25 protein-coding genes are annotated in these 23,869 nt (G+C 29.3%); 2 read left to right on the forward strand and 23 right to left on the reverse strand.

Annotation, left to right across the window (positions count from 1 at the left end; translation table 11 throughout):
* Window positions 1-115: 115 nt before the first annotated feature.
* From NQ543_RS10920 to NQ543_RS10980, 13 genes are all read right to left on the reverse strand, one after another.
* Window positions 116-3,937, reverse strand: coding sequence for a beta-N-acetylglucosaminidase domain-containing protein (locus NQ543_RS10920; RefSeq protein ID WP_187362835.1), 3,822 nt, complete (start codon window positions 3,935-3,937; stop codon window positions 116-118).
* A 328-nt stretch (window positions 3,938-4,265) separates the two neighbouring features.
* Window positions 4,266-4,823, reverse strand: coding sequence for a transcription termination/antitermination protein NusG (gene nusG, locus NQ543_RS10925; protein WP_004610172.1), 558 nt, complete (start codon window positions 4,821-4,823; stop codon window positions 4,266-4,268).
* Window position 4,824: 1 nt separating this feature from the next.
* Window positions 4,825-5,013 carry a preprotein translocase subunit SecE gene (gene secE / locus NQ543_RS10930; protein ID WP_039904421.1) on the reverse strand — a complete coding sequence of 63 codons (189 nt, stop codon included), beginning with the start codon at window positions 5,011-5,013 and terminating at the stop codon, window positions 4,825-4,827.
* 11 nt (window positions 5,014-5,024) lie between these two features.
* Entirely contained in the window at window positions 5,025-5,174 is a 150-nt protein-coding gene (gene rpmG, locus NQ543_RS10935) for a 50S ribosomal protein L33 (protein WP_004610170.1), read from the reverse strand.
* 48 nt (window positions 5,175-5,222) lie between these two features.
* Entirely contained in the window at window positions 5,223-5,840 is a 618-nt protein-coding gene (locus tag NQ543_RS10940) for a sigma-70 family RNA polymerase sigma factor (RefSeq protein ID WP_004610169.1), read from the reverse strand.
* A gap of 18 nt (window positions 5,841-5,858) precedes the next feature.
* A complete protein-coding gene (gene rlmB, locus NQ543_RS10945; protein ID WP_039904419.1) occupies window positions 5,859-6,584 on the reverse strand; it encodes a 23S rRNA (guanosine(2251)-2'-O)-methyltransferase RlmB in 726 nt (241 codons plus the stop codon).
* Between the two features lie 37 nt (window positions 6,585-6,621).
* A complete protein-coding gene (locus NQ543_RS10950) occupies window positions 6,622-6,999 on the reverse strand; it encodes a Mini-ribonuclease 3 (RefSeq protein WP_004610167.1) in 378 nt (125 codons plus the stop codon).
* Window positions 6,999-8,336 (reverse strand): cysteine--tRNA ligase, encoded by a 1,338-nt coding sequence (cysS, locus tag NQ543_RS10955; RefSeq protein ID WP_039904441.1) that lies wholly within the window; start codon window positions 8,334-8,336, stop codon window positions 6,999-7,001. Before cysS ends, NQ543_RS10950 begins: the two co-directional genes overlap by 1 nt.
* A gap of 277 nt (window positions 8,337-8,613) precedes the next feature.
* Complete coding sequence (locus NQ543_RS10960; RefSeq protein WP_004610164.1) at window positions 8,614-9,129, reverse strand: hypothetical protein; 516 nt, start codon at window positions 9,127-9,129, stop codon at window positions 8,614-8,616.
* Between the two features lie 76 nt (window positions 9,130-9,205).
* Window positions 9,206-9,985 (reverse strand): Cof-type HAD-IIB family hydrolase, encoded by a 780-nt coding sequence (locus NQ543_RS10965; RefSeq protein ID WP_039904418.1) that lies wholly within the window; start codon window positions 9,983-9,985, stop codon window positions 9,206-9,208.
* Between the two features lie 48 nt (window positions 9,986-10,033).
* On the reverse strand, window positions 10,034-11,464 hold the full coding sequence (gene glgA / locus NQ543_RS10970) for a glycogen synthase GlgA (protein WP_004610162.1): 1,431 nt from the start codon (window positions 11,462-11,464) through the stop codon (window positions 10,034-10,036).
* Complete coding sequence (gene glgD / locus NQ543_RS10975) at window positions 11,464-12,573, reverse strand: glucose-1-phosphate adenylyltransferase subunit GlgD (RefSeq protein WP_004610161.1); 1,110 nt, start codon at window positions 12,571-12,573, stop codon at window positions 11,464-11,466. The genes glgA and glgD overlap by 1 nt, the downstream gene beginning before the upstream one ends.
* Before the next feature lie 17 nt (window positions 12,574-12,590).
* A complete protein-coding gene (locus NQ543_RS10980; RefSeq protein ID WP_039904416.1) occupies window positions 12,591-13,712 on the reverse strand; it encodes a glucose-1-phosphate adenylyltransferase in 1,122 nt (373 codons plus the stop codon).
* A gap of 207 nt (window positions 13,713-13,919) precedes the next feature.
* On the opposite strand from NQ543_RS10980, the gene NQ543_RS10985 reads away from it, so the two are divergent.
* Together NQ543_RS10985 and NQ543_RS10990 are read left to right on the forward strand one after the other, a co-directional pair.
* Window positions 13,920-14,339, forward strand: coding sequence for a cell wall hydrolase (locus tag NQ543_RS10985; RefSeq protein WP_039904415.1), 420 nt, complete (start codon window positions 13,920-13,922; stop codon window positions 14,337-14,339).
* 34 nt (window positions 14,340-14,373) lie between these two features.
* Window positions 14,374-14,709, forward strand: a complete 336-nt coding sequence (locus tag NQ543_RS10990) for a spore coat protein GerQ (RefSeq protein WP_004610158.1) — start codon at window positions 14,374-14,376, stop codon at window positions 14,707-14,709.
* Window positions 14,710-15,096: 387 nt separating this feature from the next.
* On the opposite strand, the gene NQ543_RS10995 is transcribed toward NQ543_RS10990, so the two are convergent.
* The 10 genes from NQ543_RS10995 to NQ543_RS11040 form a co-directional block, all read right to left on the reverse strand.
* Entirely contained in the window at window positions 15,097-15,552 is a 456-nt protein-coding gene (locus NQ543_RS10995) for a GNAT family N-acetyltransferase (RefSeq protein WP_004610156.1), read from the reverse strand.
* Window positions 15,553-15,562: 10 nt separating this feature from the next.
* The gene (locus NQ543_RS11000; RefSeq protein WP_004610155.1) at window positions 15,563-16,723 is read right to left on the reverse strand and encodes a bifunctional folylpolyglutamate synthase/dihydrofolate synthase; all 1,161 of its coding nucleotides are present in this window, start codon (window positions 16,721-16,723) and stop codon (window positions 15,563-15,565) included.
* Complete coding sequence (locus NQ543_RS11005; protein ID WP_004610154.1) at window positions 16,716-17,375, reverse strand: uracil-DNA glycosylase; 660 nt, start codon at window positions 17,373-17,375, stop codon at window positions 16,716-16,718. Before NQ543_RS11005 ends, NQ543_RS11000 begins: the two co-directional genes overlap by 8 nt.
* Entirely contained in the window at window positions 17,365-18,195 is an 831-nt protein-coding gene (locus NQ543_RS11010) for an HAD family hydrolase (protein WP_004610153.1), read from the reverse strand. Before NQ543_RS11010 ends, NQ543_RS11005 begins: the two co-directional genes overlap by 11 nt.
* On the reverse strand, window positions 18,195-19,016 hold the full coding sequence (locus NQ543_RS11015; RefSeq protein ID WP_004610152.1) for a Cof-type HAD-IIB family hydrolase: 822 nt from the start codon (window positions 19,014-19,016) through the stop codon (window positions 18,195-18,197). The genes NQ543_RS11010 and NQ543_RS11015 overlap by 1 nt, the downstream gene beginning before the upstream one ends.
* A gap of 12 nt (window positions 19,017-19,028) precedes the next feature.
* Window positions 19,029-19,805 carry an alpha/beta hydrolase gene (locus NQ543_RS11020; protein WP_004610151.1) on the reverse strand — a complete coding sequence of 259 codons (777 nt, stop codon included), beginning with the start codon at window positions 19,803-19,805 and terminating at the stop codon, window positions 19,029-19,031.
* A 113-nt stretch (window positions 19,806-19,918) separates the two neighbouring features.
* Window positions 19,919-20,203: an FtsB family cell division protein gene (locus tag NQ543_RS11025; RefSeq protein WP_004610150.1), complete on the reverse strand. Its 285-nt coding sequence runs from the start codon at window positions 20,201-20,203 to the stop codon at window positions 19,919-19,921.
* Window positions 20,200-20,583, reverse strand: coding sequence for a spore cortex biosynthesis protein YabQ (gene yabQ, locus NQ543_RS11030; protein WP_004610149.1), 384 nt, complete (start codon window positions 20,581-20,583; stop codon window positions 20,200-20,202). The genes NQ543_RS11025 and yabQ overlap by 4 nt, the downstream gene beginning before the upstream one ends.
* Window positions 20,583-20,882 (reverse strand): sporulation protein YabP, encoded by a 300-nt coding sequence (yabP, locus tag NQ543_RS11035; protein WP_004610148.1) that lies wholly within the window; start codon window positions 20,880-20,882, stop codon window positions 20,583-20,585. Before yabP ends, yabQ begins: the two co-directional genes overlap by 1 nt.
* Window positions 20,883-21,148: 266 nt before the next feature.
* Entirely contained in the window at window positions 21,149-23,863 is a 2,715-nt protein-coding gene (locus tag NQ543_RS11040; RefSeq protein WP_004610147.1) for a glycoside hydrolase family 3 N-terminal domain-containing protein, read from the reverse strand.
* Between the last annotated feature and the right edge of the window lie 6 nt (window positions 23,864-23,869).

Here is a 23,869-nt window from a genome sequence, read left to right on the forward strand (position 1 = left end):
CTATTTTCTACGTTTTTTACCCTATAAACACATTTTTACCAATTTATATTTAAATAACCCTATAATATAAAAATACTCAGAAAAAGAAGTAGCCTAAACTACTTCCTTAAATACATTAATCTTCTTTTTTTCTAAGAACTTTAGCTCCTGCAATACTTAATAGTGCTAATCCTGCTGATGTTCCTAACATATTAACATCATCACCTGTTTTTACACTTGCAGTTGTATCACCATTATTTACTGGTGTACTTACTGTGTTATCAGTTGTTACTATTTGTAATCCGGCAATTGCTTTTTCTAATGTAACTTTTGCATTGTCTACTTCTTCTTGTGTTGCATTTGGATTTTCATATACTGCTTTTGCTTCATTTAATGCTTTTGTTAATCCATCAAATGTTGCTTTTGTATAATTTACTCCGTTTAATCCATTTGCTTGATTGATTAAGTCTTCTAATAAGCTCTTATCTGGAATTAATCTTAAGTTCAAGAATGCTGTTACTAATTCACTGTATGCTGTATTTACTTCTTCTTGCATTGCATTTTCATCATCATATACTGCTATAGCTTCATTTAATTCTGTTTCAAATGCTGTCCATGTAGCTTCTGTATATTTAGCAGCTTCTAATCCTGTAACTTTATCGATAAATGCTTTTAATGCTGTTTTATCTCCTTTTACAAAGTCTAACATATGCATTGCACTTGCAAGTCTGTCAAATGCATTATTTACTTCAACTTGTGAAGCACTAGCATCATTGTATACTGCATTAGCTTCATCTCTTGCTACTTTGAACTCATCAGCTACTGCTGGAATTAATTTAGCTAAATCTTCATCAGTAATTGCATTTGCTAAGTCTACTGCAATCTTTAATGCTGTTTTGTCAGTTTCTACCGCAGTTCTTTGAGTTGCAACAATTTCATAAATTATTGGTAATGGTTTAGTACTATCAAACTCCAATTTAACTTCAGTAATTCTTCCATCTACTGGTAATGTAACAACTTGATTATCTAATATACCAACTTCTCTCCATGTACCATTAATATCTTTCACGCTAACTTTAGCTTCACTTATATTATTTGGATCTTGAACAACGATTAAATCAGCTACGTTGTTAATACGTGACATTTGATAAGTTAAATAATCTCCATCTTCGATACCTGTTGGAGCAAAAGCAGTTGTTATATCTTGGTCACAAACTTTAGCATGAAGACCATCTGTATTAGAATCAGTAAGTTTAACTACATGATTCCCCATATCACCTACAGTTTGATTATATTCTACTTCAAATAATTGCACCCATACATCTTGTGATCCAGTTACAACATATCTTACATATCTTGCTTCTTTACCATTAGCATTTAAACTTGATACTTTATTAGCACCAACATTTTCATATTCTAGTGCTCCTACATCTCTCCATTCATTACCATCAACAGAAATTTGTACTTTACCATTTTTAATATAATCACCACTAGCAAAATAGGCAGTTATATCATATAAAGGCATTGCTGCACCAAAATCAATTTGAATGTATTGTCCTACACTTGGATTAGCATTATTCCAAAATTTAGTTTCTCTATTACTATCAATAATATTAGAAATATTATATGTTTGATAAGTTCCCATATTTGTACTTGCTGAAGCTTCAGTAGCATAAATAGGATTAATTTGAAGTGCATCAATAGTAACATCAATTGGCGCATTAGTATTATTTACTAATCTTACATAAGTTGTAGAAACTTTTGTACTCATAGAAATACCATTATCTTTACTAACTTCCGCTTTTTGCCAATCTAATCCATTAATTGAATATTCTAAATCTAAATCAGCTAAATTTGCACCTGTAACACTAATTTGTGATACATTGCGTGCTTGAGGTAAAATTACCCCTAAATATTCCCCATTATTTAATGTTGCGTTAACACCTTCAAGAATGAAATTACCATCAGTAACTGTTACTTCTTTACTTTCTAATCCATCAACATTAGTAATCATTTCAGCTACAGTTTGAGGGAATAATAATTCTCCTATTTTTTCATTAGCCGTATCAATTACAGTTCTAACAATCGGTTTTAAACTATGTGTACCTACTTCAACAACAACATTACGTTCACCTGCATCTTCTAAACGATTTACAGTATAATTACTCATTGCATCATAAGATTCTTGAGCAACACTAACGCGAGCTAAAGCTAAAGCACTATCTCCATCTTCAATTGCAATAAGTGCTTGCATTGAATTAATTCCTGCTATTGCTAATTCTCTATAAGCCCCAACAAATGGATTAATTTCTGTCTGTAACGCTTCATTTCCTACATCTTTTAATTTATCACAATCAGCCAAAATAACTTCAAATTCCTCAAGCAATACTTGTGCTGCTTCTTTAATATTAGTTCCACTACTTAACGCAACTTTTAAAGCATTAACTTTTTCATCAAGATATGCTGATTCATCCATTTGAATACCATCATTTAAATAACTAATATTTGAAGCAAAACGTTCAAATTCTTCCGCAATTTCAGGAACTAATTCTTTTATTGAACGATGCCAACTTTCCATATAATCATATGCATCAGTATTCCATGTATAATCTGCAATACTAAATAAAGAAACTTTTGAAGCTTCAGCTTGATTCATTGGATTTGAGAAAAATGAATTAACATTATTTAGATCAGTACTTAAACTATTCATAGGTCCCATTAATAATTTACCATCACAATAATCATTTACTGGATAGTTCCACCAAACCGCAAAGTCTTTATCAGAACCTATTTGTTGTTTTGGCCATTCATAAATATCTCTAGAAATATTTGACATTGTTCCAGAACCAGTCCACATTACTTCAACATCATCATGTAACGTTTCAACAAATGGTTTTAGATATCCTGTCATACTTGGACCCCAAGCAGCACAATATCTAGTTCCTACTGTAATCAACGGTTTTACATCACCTTTTACTTTTACAAATTCATCATCGATACGATTAATGAAATTAGCTTGAGCTGTTCCATTTTGATTATTAGAAATATCATCAAATAATACTCCAAATTGACGAACACCCAGTTCATATAGTTGCTCTAATTTATTTAATGCCGCTTGGAAATCTTCTTCACTATATAAATTAATATGATCTCCTGGGTGAATTGTCCAACAGAAATTAAAGTTACTATTCTTTCCAGCTTCCGCTAATTCAGCAATTTGAGCAGCTTCTTTTTCTGGATACAATTCTCTCCATTGAGCTCTATGATAAGGATCATCTTTTGGCGCATAAATATATGTATTCATCTTATATTTACCAGTATCACTCATTAAGCTCATTCTTTCTTCATGAGTCCATGGAATACCATAAAAACCTTCAATAAATCCACGGAATTCAATTTCAGGATAATCACTTACTACAATTTCTGCAAATTTATTATCAATACTTTGATCTAAAATTTGTCCAAGAGTGATAACTCCATAATATGCCCCATCAACATCTGCACCAACAATAGTAATTTCACCTTTACTATTTTCATCATCACTAGCAGTTAAAATATAACCTTCTTTTTGACTTAAGGCACTATCTTCACTAGCACACTCATCACAATGATCTTTAGATGAAGAAACTAAAATATTAGCTTTGTTTTCATCAATTTCTTGTCCAATAACATAAGAAATCCCATTATCTTTCAAGATTTTTTCTAATGCTGGTAAGGTTGCAGTTTCTTGTTCCCCATGTACTACAACATTAACTTCACCTTCTAAACTCATCCCCACATCTGACAAGTAAGAAACGCTTTGTGGTTTTGGATAAATATCTGCTGTCACATTTTCAGTAGCATTACTTACATTAGAAAGTGCTAAAATTTGACTTGGATTGGTTGCAATTAATGAAAAAACAAATGTTGCAGCCAAACCACTTTTCAATACTTTACTTGTTTTTCTTTTTACTTTCATTTTTATCTCCATTCCTCACATCTTTTATAGTTGTATTTTATTATCTATTTCCCTATTTCTATAACTGTATATGAAAAACTTTATATATCAAAACATATATTTACTTTCAATATACTCATCACTTCTCCTTTCTTTAAATATTTTAGATTGTTAAAACAAAAAAGACCACAGTAAAATATACTTAAACATAGTATAATTCTTGCGGTCTTGCCTATTTAAAGTAACAATCCTATTATCTTCCTATTCAATATTCTATCACTTTAATTATATAACATCAACTATATTTTAAAATTAAAACAATGTCACATAAATATGAGACATTGTTATTTTAGATATCAACTTTTTTCAATTGTGTTAATTCAATATCAACTTGTGTTAAATTCCCTAAAAAATCAACTAATACTTTTGCAATTTCTTTTTCAGTATCAATACTCTCTACTTTACCTCTTTTACCAACAAAAGGTCCATCAATAACATCGACCTCATCGCCTTCTTGAAAGTCCACTTCAACTTTAGTACTACTTAACCCCATCTTTTCTAAGATTGGATCTAACTCACTTTTTTGAAGAGGGAACGGTTTTGCTCCACCACCAGAAGATCCAATGAATCCAGTAACTCCAGATGTATTACGAACTACATACCACGCTTCATCAGTCATAATCATCTCTACTAAAACATAACCCGGAAACATATTTTTAGTTTTAGTGATTTTTTTACCATCTTTAATTTCAGTCTCTACATGTTCAGGAATAACAATTTGAAATAAAACATCCTGTAATCCCATTGATTCAATACGCTTTTCCAAGTTTTCTTTGACTTTATTTTCATGACCTGAATATGTATTAACTACATACCATTGTCTTCCTTCATCATTCATTCCAGTCATATTAATTTATCCCCAACGCTTTAAAAATAAGAGCAATTACTGCATCACCTGCAAAAAAGTATAATCCCAAAACAAAACAAAACAATAATACAATCGCAGAGTTTTGTGCTAATTGTTTTTTACTCAACCAACTAATTCTTTTAATTTCACTTCTAATTCCTTTTAAACTAAACCAATCTCTAAATTTCACATCAATACCTCCTACTTCGTTTCTTTGTGCAAAGTATGTTTTCCGCATTTTTTACAATATTTTTTTAATTCAAGCCTTTCAACATTCACTCGTTTATTTTTGGTAATTGTATAATTCCTAGATAAACATTCACTACATACTAAAATTACTTTTTGTTTCATATAATCAGCTCATTTCTATGCTATTATAATTTATCATAAATACATCAACTAGTCAAACAATTTTAGTTTTGACATCTTCTTTCGAATACGATAATTAGCATTATATATTTTTTTAATATCAATTTTCAACATTTTTGCAATTTCGATATTTTTATAACCTAGGGTTCGCTCTTTAGCTATAAATTGTTCTAGAACCGAAAAATTTTCTATCATAAATTCTTCTAATAATTCTTTTTGTTCCTTACTTTCAATACATACATCAGGTTGATACTGACATTTACTGTCCCGCACAACTTCAATATTAGCAATATTATTATTATCTCCACAATAACCATCTAATGAAAAATATGTATTTTTTATTTTCCTTAAACCTTTTTTCTTTTCATTTACAATAATCGTACTAATTGCTCGATGCATGATTAATGACATATAGCTTTTCACTAAGCCACCCTTATCAGGACGATATCCATCTAAATTTCTAAAAACCAAAATCACTATTTCTTGAATACAATCTTCACGTTCATTATAAAAAATCCCGCTATAAAAATAATACATCGGCAACATCAATTCAGCTTTCCAATAACAATACTTAATTAATAAGGCTTTGGCAATTGGATTGTTCTGTCGATACAAATAATACAATTCCTCCACATTGTAACCGTCCACGGTTACCTCCTTTCTGCTTTATAAAGGATTACGAGAATTGTACACTTGATATAAAATAACGGCTGTAGCAACAGATGCATTTAATGAAGTAACATGACCCATCATAGGTAAAACAACATTAAAATCACATGTTTTTTTAACAAGCCTTGAAATTCCAAAACCTTCAGAACCAATCACAATTACAAGGGGCATATTATAATCAATTTGACGATAATCTTGCGCATTATCAAGATCGCAGCCAACTACCCAAAAAGAATGCTTCTTTAAATCCTCCAGTGTTCTTGTAAGATTTGTAACTTGAGCAACTTTAACATGATCAATGGCTCCGGTTGAAACTTTTGCTACAGTTCCATTTAATCCCACACTACGATTTTTACCAATAATTACACCATCAACTCCAATTGCATCACACGTTCTTAGTATAGCGCCTAAATTATGAGGATCTTCTAAACCATCAAGCATTAATAATAATGGCATTTTTCCACTTGGAATACTAGCAAGTATTTCATCAACACTATAATATCGATACTCCTCAACCTCTGCCATAACTCCCTGATGCCTAACATTCCCTAACTTCTTGATAAATTCAGACTTATCGATTATTTTAATACGAATTTTCTTTTTTTTACATAGTTCTATTATCCTATTGTCTTTTATACTGTCTTGGATATATACAGTATATATGCTCTTTTCTCCTTTTAAAGCTTCTAATATTGTGTTTTTACCATATATATATTGTTTCATATTTTCCACCTATTTTCGTCTCAAATTTATCTCATGTTTATTTGTCACTTACATATTTCTTATATCTATCAAAAATAATTTTTAAACGTTCATAATCCTTTTGCAAATACAAAGTTCCAATAATAGCTTCAAATCCAGTAGAATGCATATGCTCAAGACTTTCATTTTTTCCTCCCTTAGTATTACGACCGCGTTTATAAATCCCTACTTCTGTTTCTGTAAAAAAACCTTCTGATATCATATCGTGCATAAACCTTGCATGAAAACTTGCTGAAACGTATTTAATTGCTTCTTTTTGAAAATCATTGGGCTTAACTAATTCACTTTCTTTAACCAAATAATCTCTAACCATCACTTCAAGAACACTATCACCTAAATACGCTAGTACCCCAGCATTAATTAGTTCTGGTCGCATTAAATTATCCCCTTACTAATTAATTCACTACGTAATTTATCAGCAACATCAAAGTTTTTAACCTCTTTTGCTTCAAGCCATTTTTTATATAACTCTAATTCATCTAAACTAAGTTGATGTGGTTGATAAACAAATCCAATTACCGTAACCATTTTCATCAATGTATTATAATTCATTAAAATTGACTCATCATCCTTTTCTTTAACACGCATCAATTGATTCAAAACTTTAACCTGATTTAAAATTTGAGTTAATGCTAGTGAAGTATTTAAATCATCTTCTAATGCATCAACCATAACATCGACAGTTTCTTTGCAATATTCATTTCCATCCAATCCATTAACTTGTAAATACAAAGACACAGTTTTAACAACATTATCAACCTTAGCTACTTCTTTTTTCACATTATTTAAAACCGCATCTGTTAAATTCAAAGGATTACGATAATGACTAGACAACATAAACCATTTATAAACATTGCATCCTAAATCATTTATCATATCTTTAGCCCAAATAACATTACCTAATGACTTAGACATTTTTTGGTTATCAATATTGATCATTTGATTATGCATCCAAGTATGTGCAATTGGATGATGATGACAAGCCATAGATTGCGCAATTTCATTTTCATGATGTGGAAATTTTAAATCTTGTCCCCCTCCATGAATATCAATTTTACCATCTTGAAATATATCATTAATCATTACAACACACTCTGTGTGCCAACCCGGTCTTCCTTTTGACCAAGGGCTATCAAAACGAATTCCTTCATCTGTTTTTTTCCATAATGCAAAATCTGTTGATTCCTCTTTTTTATTATTTTCATCAACACGTTCACTTGCTCCAGCAACTAGATCTTCAATCTTAATTCCTGAAAGCTGTCCGTATTCTTCTATTTTCGAAACCCTAAAATAAACATCCCCATCTACTTCATATGCATATCCAGTTTTTACCAAATCATCAATAAAGCTAATAATAGCCTCCATCGTATTAGTTACTCTAGGTGCATAAGTTGGAAATAGTAAATTTAAATCACGTCGAACATCTTCATAAGCTTTAATATATTTGTCAGTAAGTTCTTTTTCACTAATTCCTTCTTGTTTTGCCGCTTTAATAATCTTATCATCAACATCTGTAAAATTAGAAACAAATATTACTTTATATCCTAAATATTCAAATGTTCTTCTTAAAACATCAAAAACTATCATTGGTCGAGTATTACCTATGTGTACATAATTATATACAGTTGGACCACAAACATAAATACTTACTTCTCCATCACGAAGCGGTTTAAATTCTTCTTTTTTGTTTGTAAGAGTATTAAATAATCTCATAATTTCCTCCTTTATCAAAATACGTCTCAACAAATAAAAAAGCATATTATCATCAGGACACAATGTGCTATTCCACCCGATAATAGATGCTTTAAAATTACTATTAACGCTAGTTTACGTTCTTTCTTTTCAAAAGACTCAGACAAGGGCATTTCAACTATCTCCATTTAGCCATTTCCACCATCAAGCTATCTCTATAAACTTATAATAATTTACTCAACTTATCTATAATTTATATATATTACATATCTTAACAAAATATAATTTAAAATACAACTTATTTACCTGTCGACTTTGAAAAACTTTCTAAATATACTTTCATATCTTTTTTATTAGCATCAAAATCTTCTTTTGCTGCACGATAACCATAAATATAAGTATTATTATTACTAAAGTAGACAATTTCCATTGTTTTAATTCCTGTATCTTTATAAGTAAACACATACTCGTAAACACTTAACCCACTATCAAGAACTGGTTTCAATACTTCTATTGATGTTGCTCCACTTTCCTCTAGTTCACCAGTATATAACTCATTTTTGTCCTCTACAACATTATCACTATCATCTTTAATAACCTTAAAATACAGTGTGTCATTATCCTTAGAAAATTCCACAGTGCTTGCATCCTTAACATTAATTACAAAATCATTAGGATAATGAAAACTAACACCTTGATCTGTACGATATTCCTTCCCGGTTTTTTCAAGATTGACCTTTTCACTACGTGCTCCACAAGCAACAACAAGACTTAAACATAAAGTTGTAATAACTATTCCAATTATTTTTTTCATTATAACAACTCCTCTACTTATCTAATTGTACACAACCCTAGCAATTATTACAACCATAATTATTAGACATTTTTTATTAAATCATATTAAAATATTCTAGCGCATAAACAACCCCATCATCATATACACTTTTAGTAACAAAGTCGCTAATCAATTTAACATCTTCATGGCCGTTTTCCATACATACTCCAATTCCTACTAAAGATAACATTTCTATATCATTATGCCCATCACCAAAAGCCATTACTTCTTCTGACTTTAATCCATAATATTTCAATATCGCTTTAATTCCCTCTTGTTTGCCACTATTTTTAGGAATAACATCATAGCCATAATCATACCACTGTGTATACTTACAATTTTTAGTTAAAGACATAATATTTCCCATCTCATCAGATGAAACAAATGGATCAATCTGATAAACATCATGTTTTAAAGCTCTACTAATATTTTTAACAGGAGGCGTAGGAGTATTCAAAAATATTTGTGACTTTATTACAAAATTATCTACTAAATTTACATATAATCCATCTTTTTCTACAAAACAACATGCTAAATTATTTTGTATTATATATTCAACAACACTAGCTATATCCTGTTTATCAATAGGATTACTATATATCGTTTCTTTACTATTAAAACAATATCCTCCATTTAACGTTAAATATCCATCAAAAACTAACTGATCATTAATTCCTAACTGATCAAGCTCCAAAAAATGCCTTCCCGATGCAATAAACAACTTAATTCCTCGAGCCCTTAACTTTTTTAAAGCTTCTATAACCTTATTACTAACATACGGTTGCTCACTAGAAATAAGTGTCCCATCAACATCAAAAAAAACCGCCTTTATCATAAATTCCTCCATTTCCTCCTTATAATAGAAAAGACAGATTACTCTGTCTTATCCAACCAATGAATTAAAAACCTTTAAATAATGATTAGCACTTTCATCCCAATCAAGTTTAGCATTCATTGCTCTAATTACCATTTGTCGCCATGAATCATGATGATTATCATATACATCTAATGCATAATCAATAATTCTCATCATTTCATGAGCATTATAATTCATGAATCCAAATCCTGTTCCTTTATTTGCATATTCATTATATGGTTCTACACTATCTTTTAAACCACCTGTTTGGCGAACAATTGGAATTGTTCCATATCTTAAAGCCATCATTTGAGATAAACCACAAGGTTCAAATAATGAAGGCATCAAAAACATATCACATCCTGCATAAATACGACAAGATAATCCAAAATCATATTTTAGTTGTAAAGAAACCTTATCTGGATACTGAGACGCTATTGACTTTAAAGTATCTTCATAAACTTGATCACCTGCACCTAAAATAACAATTTGCACATTTCTATTACACATTTCATTAAATTGGTTAATAATCAAATCCAAGCCTTTTTGTTTAGTTAATCTAGTAACAATGCCAATTAAAGCAACATCTTTATTTTCAGGTAACCCAACCTCTTTTTGAAGTGCCAGCTTGTTTACCACCTTATTATCAAATACTGTATCAACATCATAATTCTTTACAATATCTTTATCTGTTTTTGGATTAATCACATCATAATCAACCCCATTTAAAATACCATATAAATCATATTTTCGCATTTCTAAAATATTTTGTAATCCTTCTCCATATTCTGGAGTTAAAATTTCTTTTGCATAAGTTGGAGATACAGTAGTAATAATATCACTATAGAAAATAGCAGCTTTCATCATATTTAAACAACCATCATTACGACAATTACCATTGTAATATAAATAATTATCCAACCCAAATAATTCACTTAACAACCTAGGATCTGCTTTTCCCTGAAAAGCAATATTATGAATCGTAAAAACAATTTTAATATTTTCATAATGCTCATAATAACAATATCTTTCTTTGTATAACATTGCAATCATTGCTGTTTGCCAATCATGCAAATGTAAAATATCTGGTTGAATATTTAAATGTGAAATTAATTCAAGTACTGCAAAATCAAAATATGCAAATCTCTCATAATCATCATCATAACCATATAATCCCGGTCTACGAAAATATTGTTCATTATCGATAAAATAAAACCTAACACCATCCAATTCATACGTAAAGACACCACAATATACTTTACGCCACCCTACCCAAATATCAAAATTAGTCACATATTCAATTTTATCAGCTAATTTCATATCTTGATACTTAGGCAAAACAACAATACTTTCAACACCTTTTTTTGCCATTTCTTTTGGCAAAGAACCTAGTACATCAGCTAGCCCTCCCGATTTAATAAACGGAGTAGCTTCAGATGTCGCAAATAATACTCGCATTAAACTACATCTCCTTCTTTAATATACAATGGTCTATCATATTCTCCATGTAATTCTAGTTGACGATGTACTTTAGAACTTTTATCCATAATAACGTTTTCCAAATGAGCTCCTGGATCTACAACCGCTCCAGAAAACAAAATACAATTTCTCACTATCGCACCACTACCAATAACAACATCACGTCCAATGATACTATTTTCTACTGTTCCATTTATAATTGCACCATTTGCAACAAATGATCTTTTTACATCAGATTGTGTTAAATATTTTGCTGGTGGTGTATCGTTAGTAATTGTATAAATAGGCCAATTACTCTTAAATACAGCTGACGAAATATCTAAATCTAAAAATTCTAATGAATATTGATAGTAATGTTCTAATGAATCTATGCAACGAGCATATCCTTTATATTCATAAGTATTAATTTGTTTTTCATCGCATAAATAAGCTAAGAAATCTCTTAAATTAAAGAACGAACTAATTTTTTTAGCTTGCTTCATAATTTTCAATAAAGTTTTAGTATTAATAACATACGTTTCAAGTGAAATACTACGATCCTTACGACTTCCTTTATTACGTTCAATCTTAGTAACAATTTTATTTTTAACTGTTAGACAGTCACATCCAATATACGCTTCATTAGCATCATGCACTTTTTTATAAACCATTGTAATTTCGGCCCCAGCTTTTTCATGAGCATCAATTACTTCACTATAATCCATAGTTGTAATAATATGAGCTGGAGCAATAACTACATAATCTGCTCTATTTGCTTCTAAAAAGGCAATATTTTCAATTAAATTGTTAATATCGTGATTATAATTAGGGTTATTGGCATATTTTTCATTATATAAGAAAGAAACACCCCCAGCTTTAGAGTTAAAATTCCAAGAATTTCCTCCAGCTAAATGTTTAAATAATGAACGCGGTTTTTTTTGAATCAAAACCCCTACAGCATCAATAGTTGAATTAGACATATTAGATAAAACAAAATCTATTAATGCATAACGTCCTAAAAAACTTACTGACGCTACTGGTCTTTTTTCTGTAAGCCCCACAAAATCTACATCTGAATGTAAATTTACTAATCCTATTGCTTTTACCATCTCTATTTCCTCCCCTATTAATTATCACTTACTAATGCAACATTTTTAGCTTCTTCATTAATCTTACTCTTAGCTCTAATTACAACACCTTCATCAACAATGGCTTTATATACCTCAGCACCTTCTTCAACTAATACTCCTGGCATTAGCACTGAATCAATTACTTTGGCACCTTCCCCAACATTAACATTATTAAATAGTACCGAACCTTCAACTGTTCCATTTACTAAACAACCTTGTGTAATCAAAGAATTTTTTACTGTTGCTTTATCTCCAATAATTTGAGGTTTACCTAAAGTGTCTTCAGTATAAATTTTCCAATCCTTTTTAATATTGTAAAGATCAAGTTCTTTGTCATCTAACAAGTCCATATTAGCTTGCCATAAACTTTCAACAGTTCCAACATCTTTCCAATACCCATTAAACTCATATGCAAACAATTTTTTATTGTCTTTCAACATATCAGGAATAATATTCATACCAAAATCATGTTTACTATCTTCTTTCTTTGCATCAGCAATCAAATATTTTCGTAATTCTTTATAAGTAAAAATATAAATTCCCATTGAAGCTAATGTAGATTTAGGATGTTCAGGTTTTTCTTCAAATTCATAAATACTTCCATCTTCATTAGTATTCATAATCCCAAATCGACTTGCTTCTTTCATTGATACATTCAACACCGCAATAGTTGCATCAGCCTTACGCTGTTTATGTGCTGTTAACATTTTATCATAATCCATTTTGTAAATATGGTCACCAGATAAAATCAAAACATATTCTGGATCATATTGATCTAGAAAACTAATATTTTGATAAATGGCATCTGCTGTTCCTGCATACCAAGTAGCACCAACTTTACCTCTTTCACGTGCTGGTAAAATTGCAGCTAACGATTGTTTTCCATCAAGTCCCCATTTAGTACCGGCACCAACATATGTTCCTAATAATACAGATTCATATTGTGTTAATACCCCAACAATATCAATTCCAGAATTAGCACAATTACTTAAAGGAAAATCAATGATTCGATATTTTCCTCCAAAATGAACTGCCGGTTTAGCTACTTTAGCTGTTAGAGCTTCCAGACGAGTCCCTCTCCCTCCAGCTAAAATCATGGCTACAATCTCTCTTCCCATTTTAAATACCTCCTTGTTCGATGTAAGCGCTTCTATATAATATAATTCTATCATAATTAAAAAATAATTTCGAGCTAATTATTGCAAAAAATAATTATATATCTTGTCACATATTATAATTCAAAAAGCTTTTTTTTAAAATATTATTATAAAATATTTATTGTATAAAAATCATGTTGATACATATATATGTATCGAGGTGAAAAAATGAGTCGTATAGCCTACAATCAAAGAGAAGTAGATTTACTAGCACGCCTTATTAGAGCAGAAGCAGTAGGTGAGGGAGATGAGGGAATGCTACTGGTAGGAAATGTTGTAGTAAACAGAGTAGCTGCCCAATGCGATGTTTTTAGAGACGTCACTTCAATTACCGAAGCAATTTATCAAAAAAATGCTTTTGCAGGAGTAGAAAGTCCATTATTTCAAGGTCCTGCTAATACTAAGGAAAAAGAATTAGCTCAAAAAACTATTGAATATTATCGACGTTCTCCAGCAACATATGCATTATGGTTTAAAAATCCTGGAACAAACGTTGTTTGCCCAGAAAAATTTTACGGCTATCTTGCAGGACGTTTTAAAAGCCATTGTTTTTATGATCCAGGCGAAGAGTTAAGATGTGATTTTTAAAATTTATTAGCATATTATTAAAAGGAGCGATAAAATGGATTATTTCGATGATTTAAACCCTTATCTTGTTCGACAACAAGAAAATCAAACAGAACCTGAACTACCACCAATTAATCCTGGTGCTGTTGGACAATCATATTTAGGCAATATACTTAAGCTAAATGTTGGTAAACTAGGTAAATTTTATTTCACTTATAGCGACAGTGAAAAATGGCGTGATAAAAGTTATATTGGAATTGTAGAAGATGTTGGTAGAGACTATATTTTAATTAAAGATCCTAATAGTGAAAAACGCTTTTTATTAAGTTTTATTTATTTGCTATGGGTAGAATTTGATGAAGAATTAGATTTTCAATTTTCTTATCGCTAATTTTTCATTTATAAATGTCAAATATTTATATATGGATATTTGACATTTTTATATACTAAAAAGAATTTCACATAATAATGAAATTCCTATTTACTTTTCATATATACAATAAAATTAAACACTATAACTATACACATTATCACAAATGCTATTTTAGAAATAAATGCTGATGTATCCAACAGCGCACTCCAATCTTGAATACTAACTAAATAATTATAATCATAAATTGTACAATACATAGCAAGTAATCCTGACGGTAAATTTAAACACTGTAACAATTTAACTTTTTTGTTTTTAAAATTAATGACATTAAAGCTAAAACAATAGCAATTATTCCAAAAATTAAAATTATAAAAAACATTTTTAAATTCCTTCACTTCCATTAGTCTATTTACAATTCTTTTCCATTATATAATTACTTAAATAAACATTATTTCGTATCACAACATTTTCCTTTACCACCTCATATCCTCTACTTTCAAAAAAAGGCTTTGCCGTAATAGAAGCATACGTAATAATCTTACAAGGTTTAACTTTCTTTTCTAATTCAACTAAAATCAAAGTTGCTATTTTCTTTCCTTGATAATCTTTATGAACATATAGTCTATCTAAATAACCGGTTTTATCAATATCTCCAAATCCAACTATTATATTATTTTCTAAAGCAACAATAGTATAATTTTTTTTAAATGATTCATCCCATTGCTTTAAATCAATATTCCCAGTTGCCCAAGCATCCAATTGTTTTTTTGAATAATCTTTGCTATTAATACTATGAACAGTATCATAAAATAATTGAGCTAAATATTTACAATCTGTAGATTTATACTTTCGTATGATCATTTAATTTCTCCTATCTTATTTTTGGATTTTCTTTTAGATATTTACGTACTTCACTAATAAAATGTAAAGAACCTGTTACAACAATATTTTTATAATTACCAATTAATTTATTTAATATATCTTTATAATTAATATCATCTGAATTTAAGCGTTCGTCATCAAAACTAACTTGGATCAGTGGATATTCTATCAACAATGCCTTCATTTCACAAACATCTTTATCACTTAAAGCACTAAAAACAATTACAATGTCCTCTAATTTTTGATCTTTTATTGTTTTTTTCAGTGCTAAAATACCATCAACATTATGTGCTCCATCTAAATAAATACTTCCAAATTTTTCAAACCTTCCAGGCCAATTAAAACAATCGATTGCTTGTTGGACAAGCTCTTTATCCAAATCAATTAGATAATTACATACATTTATTGCTAAAACTACATTTTTTACTTGATAACTTCCACCTGTTTTTAACACATATTCATTAGATAAGCAATTAAAAACATATGGATAATTAACCTCTTTAACATCACAAACATACAATTGACTATCATTAGTTTTACATACCTCTTTAAAAATATCGACTATTTCTTTGTTACTTTCGGTAGTAAAACATGGTTTTCTTGATTTAATAATACCAGCCTTATGTCTTGCAATCTCATCCAAACTATTTCCTAACATAAATTGATGATCATATCCAATATTAGTTATAACACTACAAATACTATCAATTACATTTGTTTTATCACATAAACCACCAATTCCCGTTTCAATAATTCGATAATCTAAATCCAATTCATCAAAATAACGCAACATAATCAATACATCAATTTCAAACATTGATAAATTTTCTTTTTTTATTATATCTTCTAATTCATTAATTATTTTAAGCAATTTATCATCACTAATCATATTACCATTAACACAAATTCTATCATTGTGAACAATCATATATGGTGATGTAAAGGTACCAACTGTATAACCATGTTTCATTAATATTTCTTTTATAAAATTAACGGTTGAGCCTTTTCCATTAGTACCAGCAATATGAATCATATTTTTTTGTTTTACATTAAAACTATATTTAGTAACTATTTCTTGAAATTGTTCAAAAGTTCTTTTAACTCTTTTCGATTCAATATAATCTAGGGCTTCTTTAATATCATTAAACATTTTCAATCTGCCAATCAATTGGTGTCATATTATTCTTAATCAAAAAATCATTTGCTTTACTAAAAGGTTTAGACCCAAAAAAACCACGATGTGCTGAAAGAGGAGATGGATGGGCACTCTCTAAAACTAAGTGTCTACTAGTATCAATGTATTGTTTTTTACTACGAGCGTTATTTCCCCATAAAATAAATACCATTGGCTTTTCACGTCTATTTAACGCTTTTACAATATTTAATGTAAAAATTTCCCAACCAATACCCGCATGACTATTAGCTTTTCCTTCTTCCACTGTTAAAACATTATTCAACAACAAGACTCCTTGTTTAGCCCATTTAGTTAAATCTCCATGATTAGGAATAAATGTATTAACATCATCTTTTAATTCTTTGTAAATATTAACAAGACTTGGTGGTATTTTAACTCCTGGATAGACACTAAATGCTAAACCATTAGCTTGATGAAGTTCATGATATGGATCTTGACCTAAAATAACAACTTTTACATCTTCATAATCACAAAGATTCAAAGCTCTAAAAATATTTTGACGTGGTGGAAATATTGTTTTATGCAAATACTCGTTTTCAACATAACTATGTAATTTTTTATAATAATCTTGTTCAAATTCAACAGCTACAATATCTTTAAATCTCATTGAATATATACCTCTCTATCACTTCGGCAACAACGCCCTCATTATTATCAGCCATAGTAACATAATCACAAATATTTTTAACATCTTCAGCTGCATTATTTGCTCCTACAGCTAATCCTGATGCCTTTAACATTGAAATATCGTTGTAATTATCACCTATTGCAATTGTATCTTTAATATCAATCCCTAATTTATTTGCTAAATCAATTAACCCTTTTCCTTTATCAATACCTAAGGCATTAAATTCCATATATTGATTAGAAGAATAACTAACAGTTACACACCCTTCTACTATTAAACTTAATTCTTTTTCTAAACGCATCAAAAAGTTTAAATCATTACTTTGATAAAGCATTTTACATATTGGTTTGTCTTTTAAAAATTCAATATCTGGTTTTTCAAAATAAACAGCATCTATTCTTTGTCGTTTTAACTTTTGTTTTTGATCATCATCAGCATTATAAATATATACCGTATCAATTGTGTTAATAAACTGACAAACATTATACCTAAGCCCTGCTTGAAAAATTTCTTTTACTTTTTCAAATGTCAAACCATTAAATTGAAAAATTTTATTATCTTTATTTTCACTAAGTACTGCCCCATTAAAAGAAATAACATATTCATCTTCAAGTTCATTTAAACCTAATTCTTCTAATTCATATCGTACTTGTTTAAAACCTCTTCCTGTCGCTAAAACAAATTTAATCCCATATTTTTCTCTTGCTTTTTTTATTGCATCACAATTCTTTTTAGCAATTCTGTGATTATCATCCAATAAAGTCTCATCTAAATCACAAGCAATTAACTTATATACCATTAATTTTCCTCCAAAATAAATTTTTCAATTACTTCCTTTACTGCGCCTTGATAATAATCTAGTTTCGTAACATAATTAGCTATCACTTTAATATCATCATTAGCACTACTAACACATGCACCTAAATTAGCTCTTTTAATCATTTCTAAATCATTATAATTATCTCCTATTGCAATCGTATCTTCAATTTCTATTTCTAAATATTTAGCCAACCAGGATAATGCATTACCCTTATTTACATTTAAAGCATTAAATTCCATATATCGATTAGAAGAATAACTTATCGCCACCCTTTTACATATATCTTCTTTAAATTCATCTTCTATCATCTTTAAATATTTAATATTTTTATTTTGATAAATCATTTTAGCAATCGGTTGATCTTTTAATAATTCAAACTCTTTTTCATCAATTATCTTAAATTTAGCTTTTTGTCTAATTTTACGAGCTACTTCTTCTTCATTAGCATTATATATATAACACATATCTAATGTAAAAATTAAAACACAAACATCATAATTTTTAGCCCTGTTAAACAATTCTTTTACATCTTCAAACAAAATGCTTTCAAAATTTAAAATACGATGATTTTTATTTTCAACTATTAATGCACCATTAAAACAAATAGAATACTCATTTTCTTTTTCATAAGTGCCAATTTCTTTTAAAATATCAAAAATCATATTATATGATCTTCCTGTTGCTACAACAAATTTAACTCCTTTATCTCGGGCCTTTTTAATCGCTTCACAATTAAAATAAGGAACATGATGATCTACTAATAGAGTTTCATCCAAATCTGATAACATTAATTTATACATAATCACTCCTAACTAGCGATAAAATAAATCCATAAAAATCGGGACTCTTTGACGCCATTGCTCTTCATTATGACAAGCATCTTCAAAAAATCTCACGTTAATTCTATCACTTTTTTCAATTAATTTATTATAAATAATTTCATTACTTTCATAATAAATTTTACTTATATAATCATCTCCATTTCCCTCATTTCCACCTAAATCCATATAAAAACACTCAATTGAACTTAAATCACTTTTTTCAATCAATTCACAAAACTCTTTTATATAAAACCAATAAGCACTTGAAAGAGATGCCGTCTTTTTAAAAATATATCCATACTTGATTGCAGCATATGTAGTAATAATTCCTCCCATCGAACTTCCCACCATAGCACAATCATCTTTATCGGTTGGAAAATGATTATCAATATATGGTTTTAACTGCTTAACAATAAAACGAATATATTTGTCTCCTTCACCACCAATTTTCAAATTCTCATTCCCATATTCCATTAATAAAATATCTTTACTAATAGGCCATGGCCCATATTCATCTTCTCGTTTATGTAAAGTAAAATTGCATGGGATAGCAACCATAATTATATCTAAATTAACACTTTTTACAAAATCATAAAATCCCCAACTAATCTTCATAAATGAATCTTCATCAAAAAAAGCATTTTGGCCATCGTTAATATACAAAACCGGATATCGTTTATTGCTTGTTTTATAATTATCTGGTATATATATCGTTATTTTTCTTGTTCTTCTTAAAGAACGCATATAAAAATTCTTTTCAACGAACATATTTTTCCTCCAATTAAAATCAGATTTAGAATTTAAAATTGATAAATATTTTATAAATCATCAAACATAATTTTATGATCTATCACTTAATAAAAATAAGCACAACGTGCTTATCATTTGACCTCAGGTATAATTGAAACTTGTTCTCCTTCACGAGTAAAAACATAATTTTCACGGGCATAACGTGCTACATAATCATCATCATTCAATAATTCAATTTCATTTTTCAACATTTCTCGTTCTTCTTCAATAGTTTCTTTTTGTTTTTTTACATCTGCCAGCTCATTTTTTCGCTGATAAACATTCATAAAACTATTAACTAGTATAAAGATTAAAGCACAACCACCAATCATGCACAAGAACCCTTTAATTGTTTTAAAAAATAATCTAGCGTTCATCTTATCACCCTCTTTATGTGTTTTATTATACCATCAACTTTCCTAAAAAGAAATAACATCGGTCTTAAAATATATTTTATCATTCGAATTATCAATTCAATTAAATAATACATATAATAACTATAATAATTCAAATATAAGATATACCCAATTAATATACATACAAAAAAATACATTCTAATTACACCATTATTAATTTTAAACAAACCTAAATAATATATATATCCAAATAATATTCCTATAGTTATTTGAATAACAATTCTTATCAAACGTTGATGATATTTATAAAACATTCGGTTAATAAGACTATATGCAAAAGTAAAAACAAAGCCAAAAACAAGTGAATATCCAATCACTTGTATCTGTTCAACCAAATTCATTATTTAAGCAATTTATTAAAAACACTTTCTTTTGCTTTAGGATTCTTTTTATTGGAAACATATGAAATCGAATCAATATTCCCCTTTATACTAACTTCGCATTTTTCCTGATCTAAACGAATCAAAGAAAGATCAGTTCCAGTTATATTCAAAAAACCTAATGAAGTTTCAATTAAAAATTCTAAAGAATCAAAACTTTCAATATTCTTAACCCCAGTTAATTCAATACTTTTTCGATCTTTTAAATAAACATTATGATAAGGCGTATGTTCAAATCGTATATTGTTATTATTATCCATATAATTACCTCCAATAAATAATATGAATCATCAGCATTAAATATTCAAAAAAGTACCAATTTATTTTAATTTCTTTTTTCTATTTTGATATTTAATTAATATTTCAGATTCACTATTATTCAGCTTAATAGCTAAAATATTTGTATCATTCAAATTAATGAAAAATCTCACATCACTTTGATTAATAATATAAAATTATTTTAAAACATAAAAACAAATGATATAACAAAATAAAAGAAGTAGCCTAAACTACTTCTTTAAATACATTAATCTTCTTTTTTTCTAAGAACTTTAGCTCCTGCAATACTTAATAATGCTAATCCTGCTAATGTTCCTACTAATGCATCATCACCTGTTTTTACACTTACAGTTGTATCGCCATTATTTACTGGTGTGTTTACTGTGTTATCTACATTTGATGGTGTACTTGGATTTGCTTGTAATCCGGCTATTGCTTTTTCTAATGTAGCTTTTGCATTATCTACTTCTTCTTGTGTTGCATTTGGATTTTCATATACTGCTTTTGCTTCATTTAATGCTTTTGTTAATCCATCAAATGATGCTTTTGTATAATTTGCACTATTTAATCCTTCTGCTTGATTAATTAAATCTTCTAATAAGCTCTTATCAGGAATTAATCTTAAGTTCAAGAATGCTGTTACTAAATTAGTATATGCTTCATTTACTTCTGGTTGCATTGCATTTACATCATTATATACACCATTTGCTGCTGTTAATGCACCATCAAATTGTGTCCATGTAGTTTCAGTATATTTAGTTGAATCTAAATCACTAACTTTATCAATAAATGCTTTTAATGCTGTTTTATCTCCTACATAGAATTCTAATTTTTGCATTACACTTGCAAGTCTATCAAATGCTGCATTTACTTCATCTTGAGTTGCACTAGCATTATTATAAATTACATTTGCTTCATCTCTAGCTGCTTTGAATTCATTAGCTACTACTGGAATTACTTTTTCTAAATCTTTATCAGTTATTGCATTTGCTAGCTCGATTGCAATCTTTAATGCTGTTTTATCAGCAATATCAACAGCATCATAAGTTAAACCGTAACCAATTGAATAAACAACTTCATCACTAAATGATCCATTTTCAAATTTATTAACATCTACTGGTAATTTACCAGTAGCTGCATGTCCTCCAAAAATAACTTCGATTCCTGCTGGAATATTTGGTCCAAATGCACTATCAGGAGTTAATCCTTCTGTTGGATCCATTCCTTTATTACCATATACTGCTGCAACAGCTTTAGCATTTGGATAATTAGCAACATCATATGGTTTTGAAATACTCAATACTACAGCATCTTTATTTACTTCATTTGCATAATTAACAACTTCAGTTGGAACTCTTGTTAACCAATGTGTTTGTTCCATTTGTGCTGCACTACCTATTTCAGAAATAACGATAACATAATCAGCTGAGTCTATCTTATCTTTTAAATCAGCAATTGTTGTATTACTATTGTATCTAAAACTTTCATACGATACATTAGAACTAATTACATTTTCACCAATCAAACGACGCATACTTAATTCCATACCTGGTAATTCATTATCATATGCTCCTAATAATAAAACTTTTTCCCCATCTTTTGGTCTTAATGGTAAAATATTATCTTCATTTTTAGTAATAGTTACTGCTTGTGCTGAAACTTCTCTTTCAATATCACGGTTTTCTTTTGAGCCAACTTGTTCATTAGCATTTGCTAATTTTTCTTCCCATGTTCTTGTATCATCAGCATAATCTAAAATTCCGCGATTTTCTTTAAGAGTTAAAATTCTTCTAACCGAATCATTTAAATCATCTTCAGTTATTGTTCCTTCATTTATAGCATTCTTCACTTCAGAAATAATAGTATCTAATTTAGCTACATCAGCTTTAGAACGTAAAATAGTTGGCATTAAACAAATATCAACATCTGCTTGAATTGCCATAATAACAGCTTGTGCTTCTCCGAAGTTTTTAGCAATTGCATCCATATTCATTGCATCTGTAACAACTACACCATCAAAATTCATCTTTTCTCTTACTACACCTTTAATAATATCATCTGACAATGTAGCCGGAACATAAACCTCACTACCATCTGCAATTGATTTAACTGTATCTTTTTCAATTTGTGGATATTGAATATGAGCAGTCATTAACATATCTACACCATTATCAACAGCTGCTTGAAATGGTATTAATTCTAATTTTGATAATTCTTCATATGATTTATCAACTAATGGTAATCCTGTATGAGAATCTGTTGCTGTATCCCCATGTCCAGGAAAATGTTTTGCAGCAGTAGCTACATTATGTTTTTGCATCCCTTTCATCATCGGAACCCCTAATTCAGCCACTAAATTAGGATCACTAGAAATTGAACGCAACCCAATTACTGGGTTATTTGGATTATTATTAGTATCAAATGATGGCGCAAAGTTAACATTTATTCCAAGCTCATTTAACTCACGCCCAATAACTTCTCCAACATCATTAGCTGCTTCAACACTACGAGTAGCTCCTAAAGCCATGTTTCCTGGTAAAGCAGTCCCGCTACCTAACCTATAAACAATTCCCCCTTCTTGGTCAATTGTAATTAATAATGGTAAATTCCCATTACCTGCTTTATTTGAAATTGCTGCTTCTTGTAAATCATTTGTCAATTTCAAAGTTTGCTCAGTTTCTTTAACATTATTTGCAAATAAAATAACTCCACCAAAATCATAATCATCAATGATTTTAGCTACTTCATCATTCAATACTGTTAAATCACTTACAGCAGTTTCCCCTTCTTGTTGCCATTGTCTAAAATCTGGCATAATCATTTGGGTAATTTTTTGATCAAGTGTCATTCCTTCCATAATTTGATCAATACGACTTTGAGCGTTGACCAAACTAAGATTCATTGTTGCCCCAATTGTCATTGCTAACGCCAATGACGAAGCCAATAGTTTTCTCTTCTTCATTTTCCC

This window comes from Thomasclavelia spiroformis DSM 1552 (genome assembly GCF_025149465.1).
Taxonomy (GTDB): Bacteria; Bacillota_I; Bacilli_A; order Erysipelotrichales; family Coprobacillaceae; genus Thomasclavelia; species Thomasclavelia spiroformis.

Coding starts and splice junctions, on each gene's coding strand:
- NQ543_RS10920 (WP_187362835.1), bottom strand. CDS start 3,937: ATGAAAGTAAAAAGAAAAACAAGTAAAGTATTGAAAAGTGGTTTGGCT.
- nusG (WP_004610172.1), bottom strand. CDS start 4,823: ATGACTGGAATGAATGATGAAGGAAGACAATGGTATGTAGTTAATACA.
- rpmG (WP_004610170.1), bottom strand. CDS start 5,174: ATGAAACAAAAAGTAATTTTAGTATGTAGTGAATGTTTATCTAGGAAT.
- rlmB (WP_039904419.1), bottom strand. CDS start 6,584: ATGAAACAATATATATATGGTAAAAACACAATATTAGAAGCTTTAAAA.
- NQ543_RS10950 (WP_004610167.1), bottom strand. CDS start 6,999: ATGCGACCAGAACTAATTAATGCTGGGGTACTAGCGTATTTAGGTGAT.
- cysS (WP_039904441.1), bottom strand. CDS start 8,336: ATGAGATTATTTAATACTCTTACAAACAAAAAAGAAGAATTTAAACCG.
- NQ543_RS10960 (WP_004610164.1), bottom strand. CDS start 9,129: ATGAAAAAAATAATTGGAATAGTTATTACAACTTTATGTTTAAGTCTT.
- NQ543_RS10965 (WP_039904418.1), bottom strand. CDS start 9,985: ATGATAAAGGCGGTTTTTTTTGATGTTGATGGGACACTTATTTCTAGT.
- glgA (WP_004610162.1), bottom strand. CDS start 11,464: ATGCGAGTATTATTTGCGACATCTGAAGCTACTCCGTTTATTAAATCG.
- glgD (WP_004610161.1), bottom strand. CDS start 12,573: ATGGTAAAAGCAATAGGATTAGTAAATTTACATTCAGATGTAGATTTT.
- NQ543_RS10980 (WP_039904416.1), bottom strand. CDS start 13,712: ATGGGAAGAGAGATTGTAGCCATGATTTTAGCTGGAGGGAGAGGGACT.
- NQ543_RS10985 (WP_039904415.1), top strand. CDS start 13,920: ATGAGTCGTATAGCCTACAATCAAAGAGAAGTAGATTTACTAGCACGC.
- NQ543_RS10990 (WP_004610158.1), top strand. CDS start 14,374: ATGGATTATTTCGATGATTTAAACCCTTATCTTGTTCGACAACAAGAA.
- NQ543_RS10995 (WP_004610156.1), bottom strand. CDS start 15,552: ATGATCATACGAAAGTATAAATCTACAGATTGTAAATATTTAGCTCAA.
- NQ543_RS11000 (WP_004610155.1), bottom strand. CDS start 16,723: ATGTTTAATGATATTAAAGAAGCCCTAGATTATATTGAATCGAAAAGA.
- NQ543_RS11005 (WP_004610154.1), bottom strand. CDS start 17,375: ATGAGATTTAAAGATATTGTAGCTGTTGAATTTGAACAAGATTATTAT.
- NQ543_RS11010 (WP_004610153.1), bottom strand. CDS start 18,195: ATGGTATATAAGTTAATTGCTTGTGATTTAGATGAGACTTTATTGGAT.
- NQ543_RS11015 (WP_004610152.1), bottom strand. CDS start 19,016: ATGTATAAATTAATGTTATCAGATTTGGATGAAACTCTATTAGTAGAT.
- NQ543_RS11020 (WP_004610151.1), bottom strand. CDS start 19,805: ATGTTCGTTGAAAAGAATTTTTATATGCGTTCTTTAAGAAGAACAAGA.
- NQ543_RS11025 (WP_004610150.1), bottom strand. CDS start 20,203: ATGAACGCTAGATTATTTTTTAAAACAATTAAAGGGTTCTTGTGCATG.
- yabQ (WP_004610149.1), bottom strand. CDS start 20,583: ATGAATTTGGTTGAACAGATACAAGTGATTGGATATTCACTTGTTTTT.
- yabP (WP_004610148.1), bottom strand. CDS start 20,882: ATGGATAATAATAACAATATACGATTTGAACATACGCCTTATCATAAT.
- NQ543_RS11040 (WP_004610147.1), bottom strand. CDS start 23,863: ATGAAGAAGAGAAAACTATTGGCTTCGTCATTGGCGTTAGCAATGACA.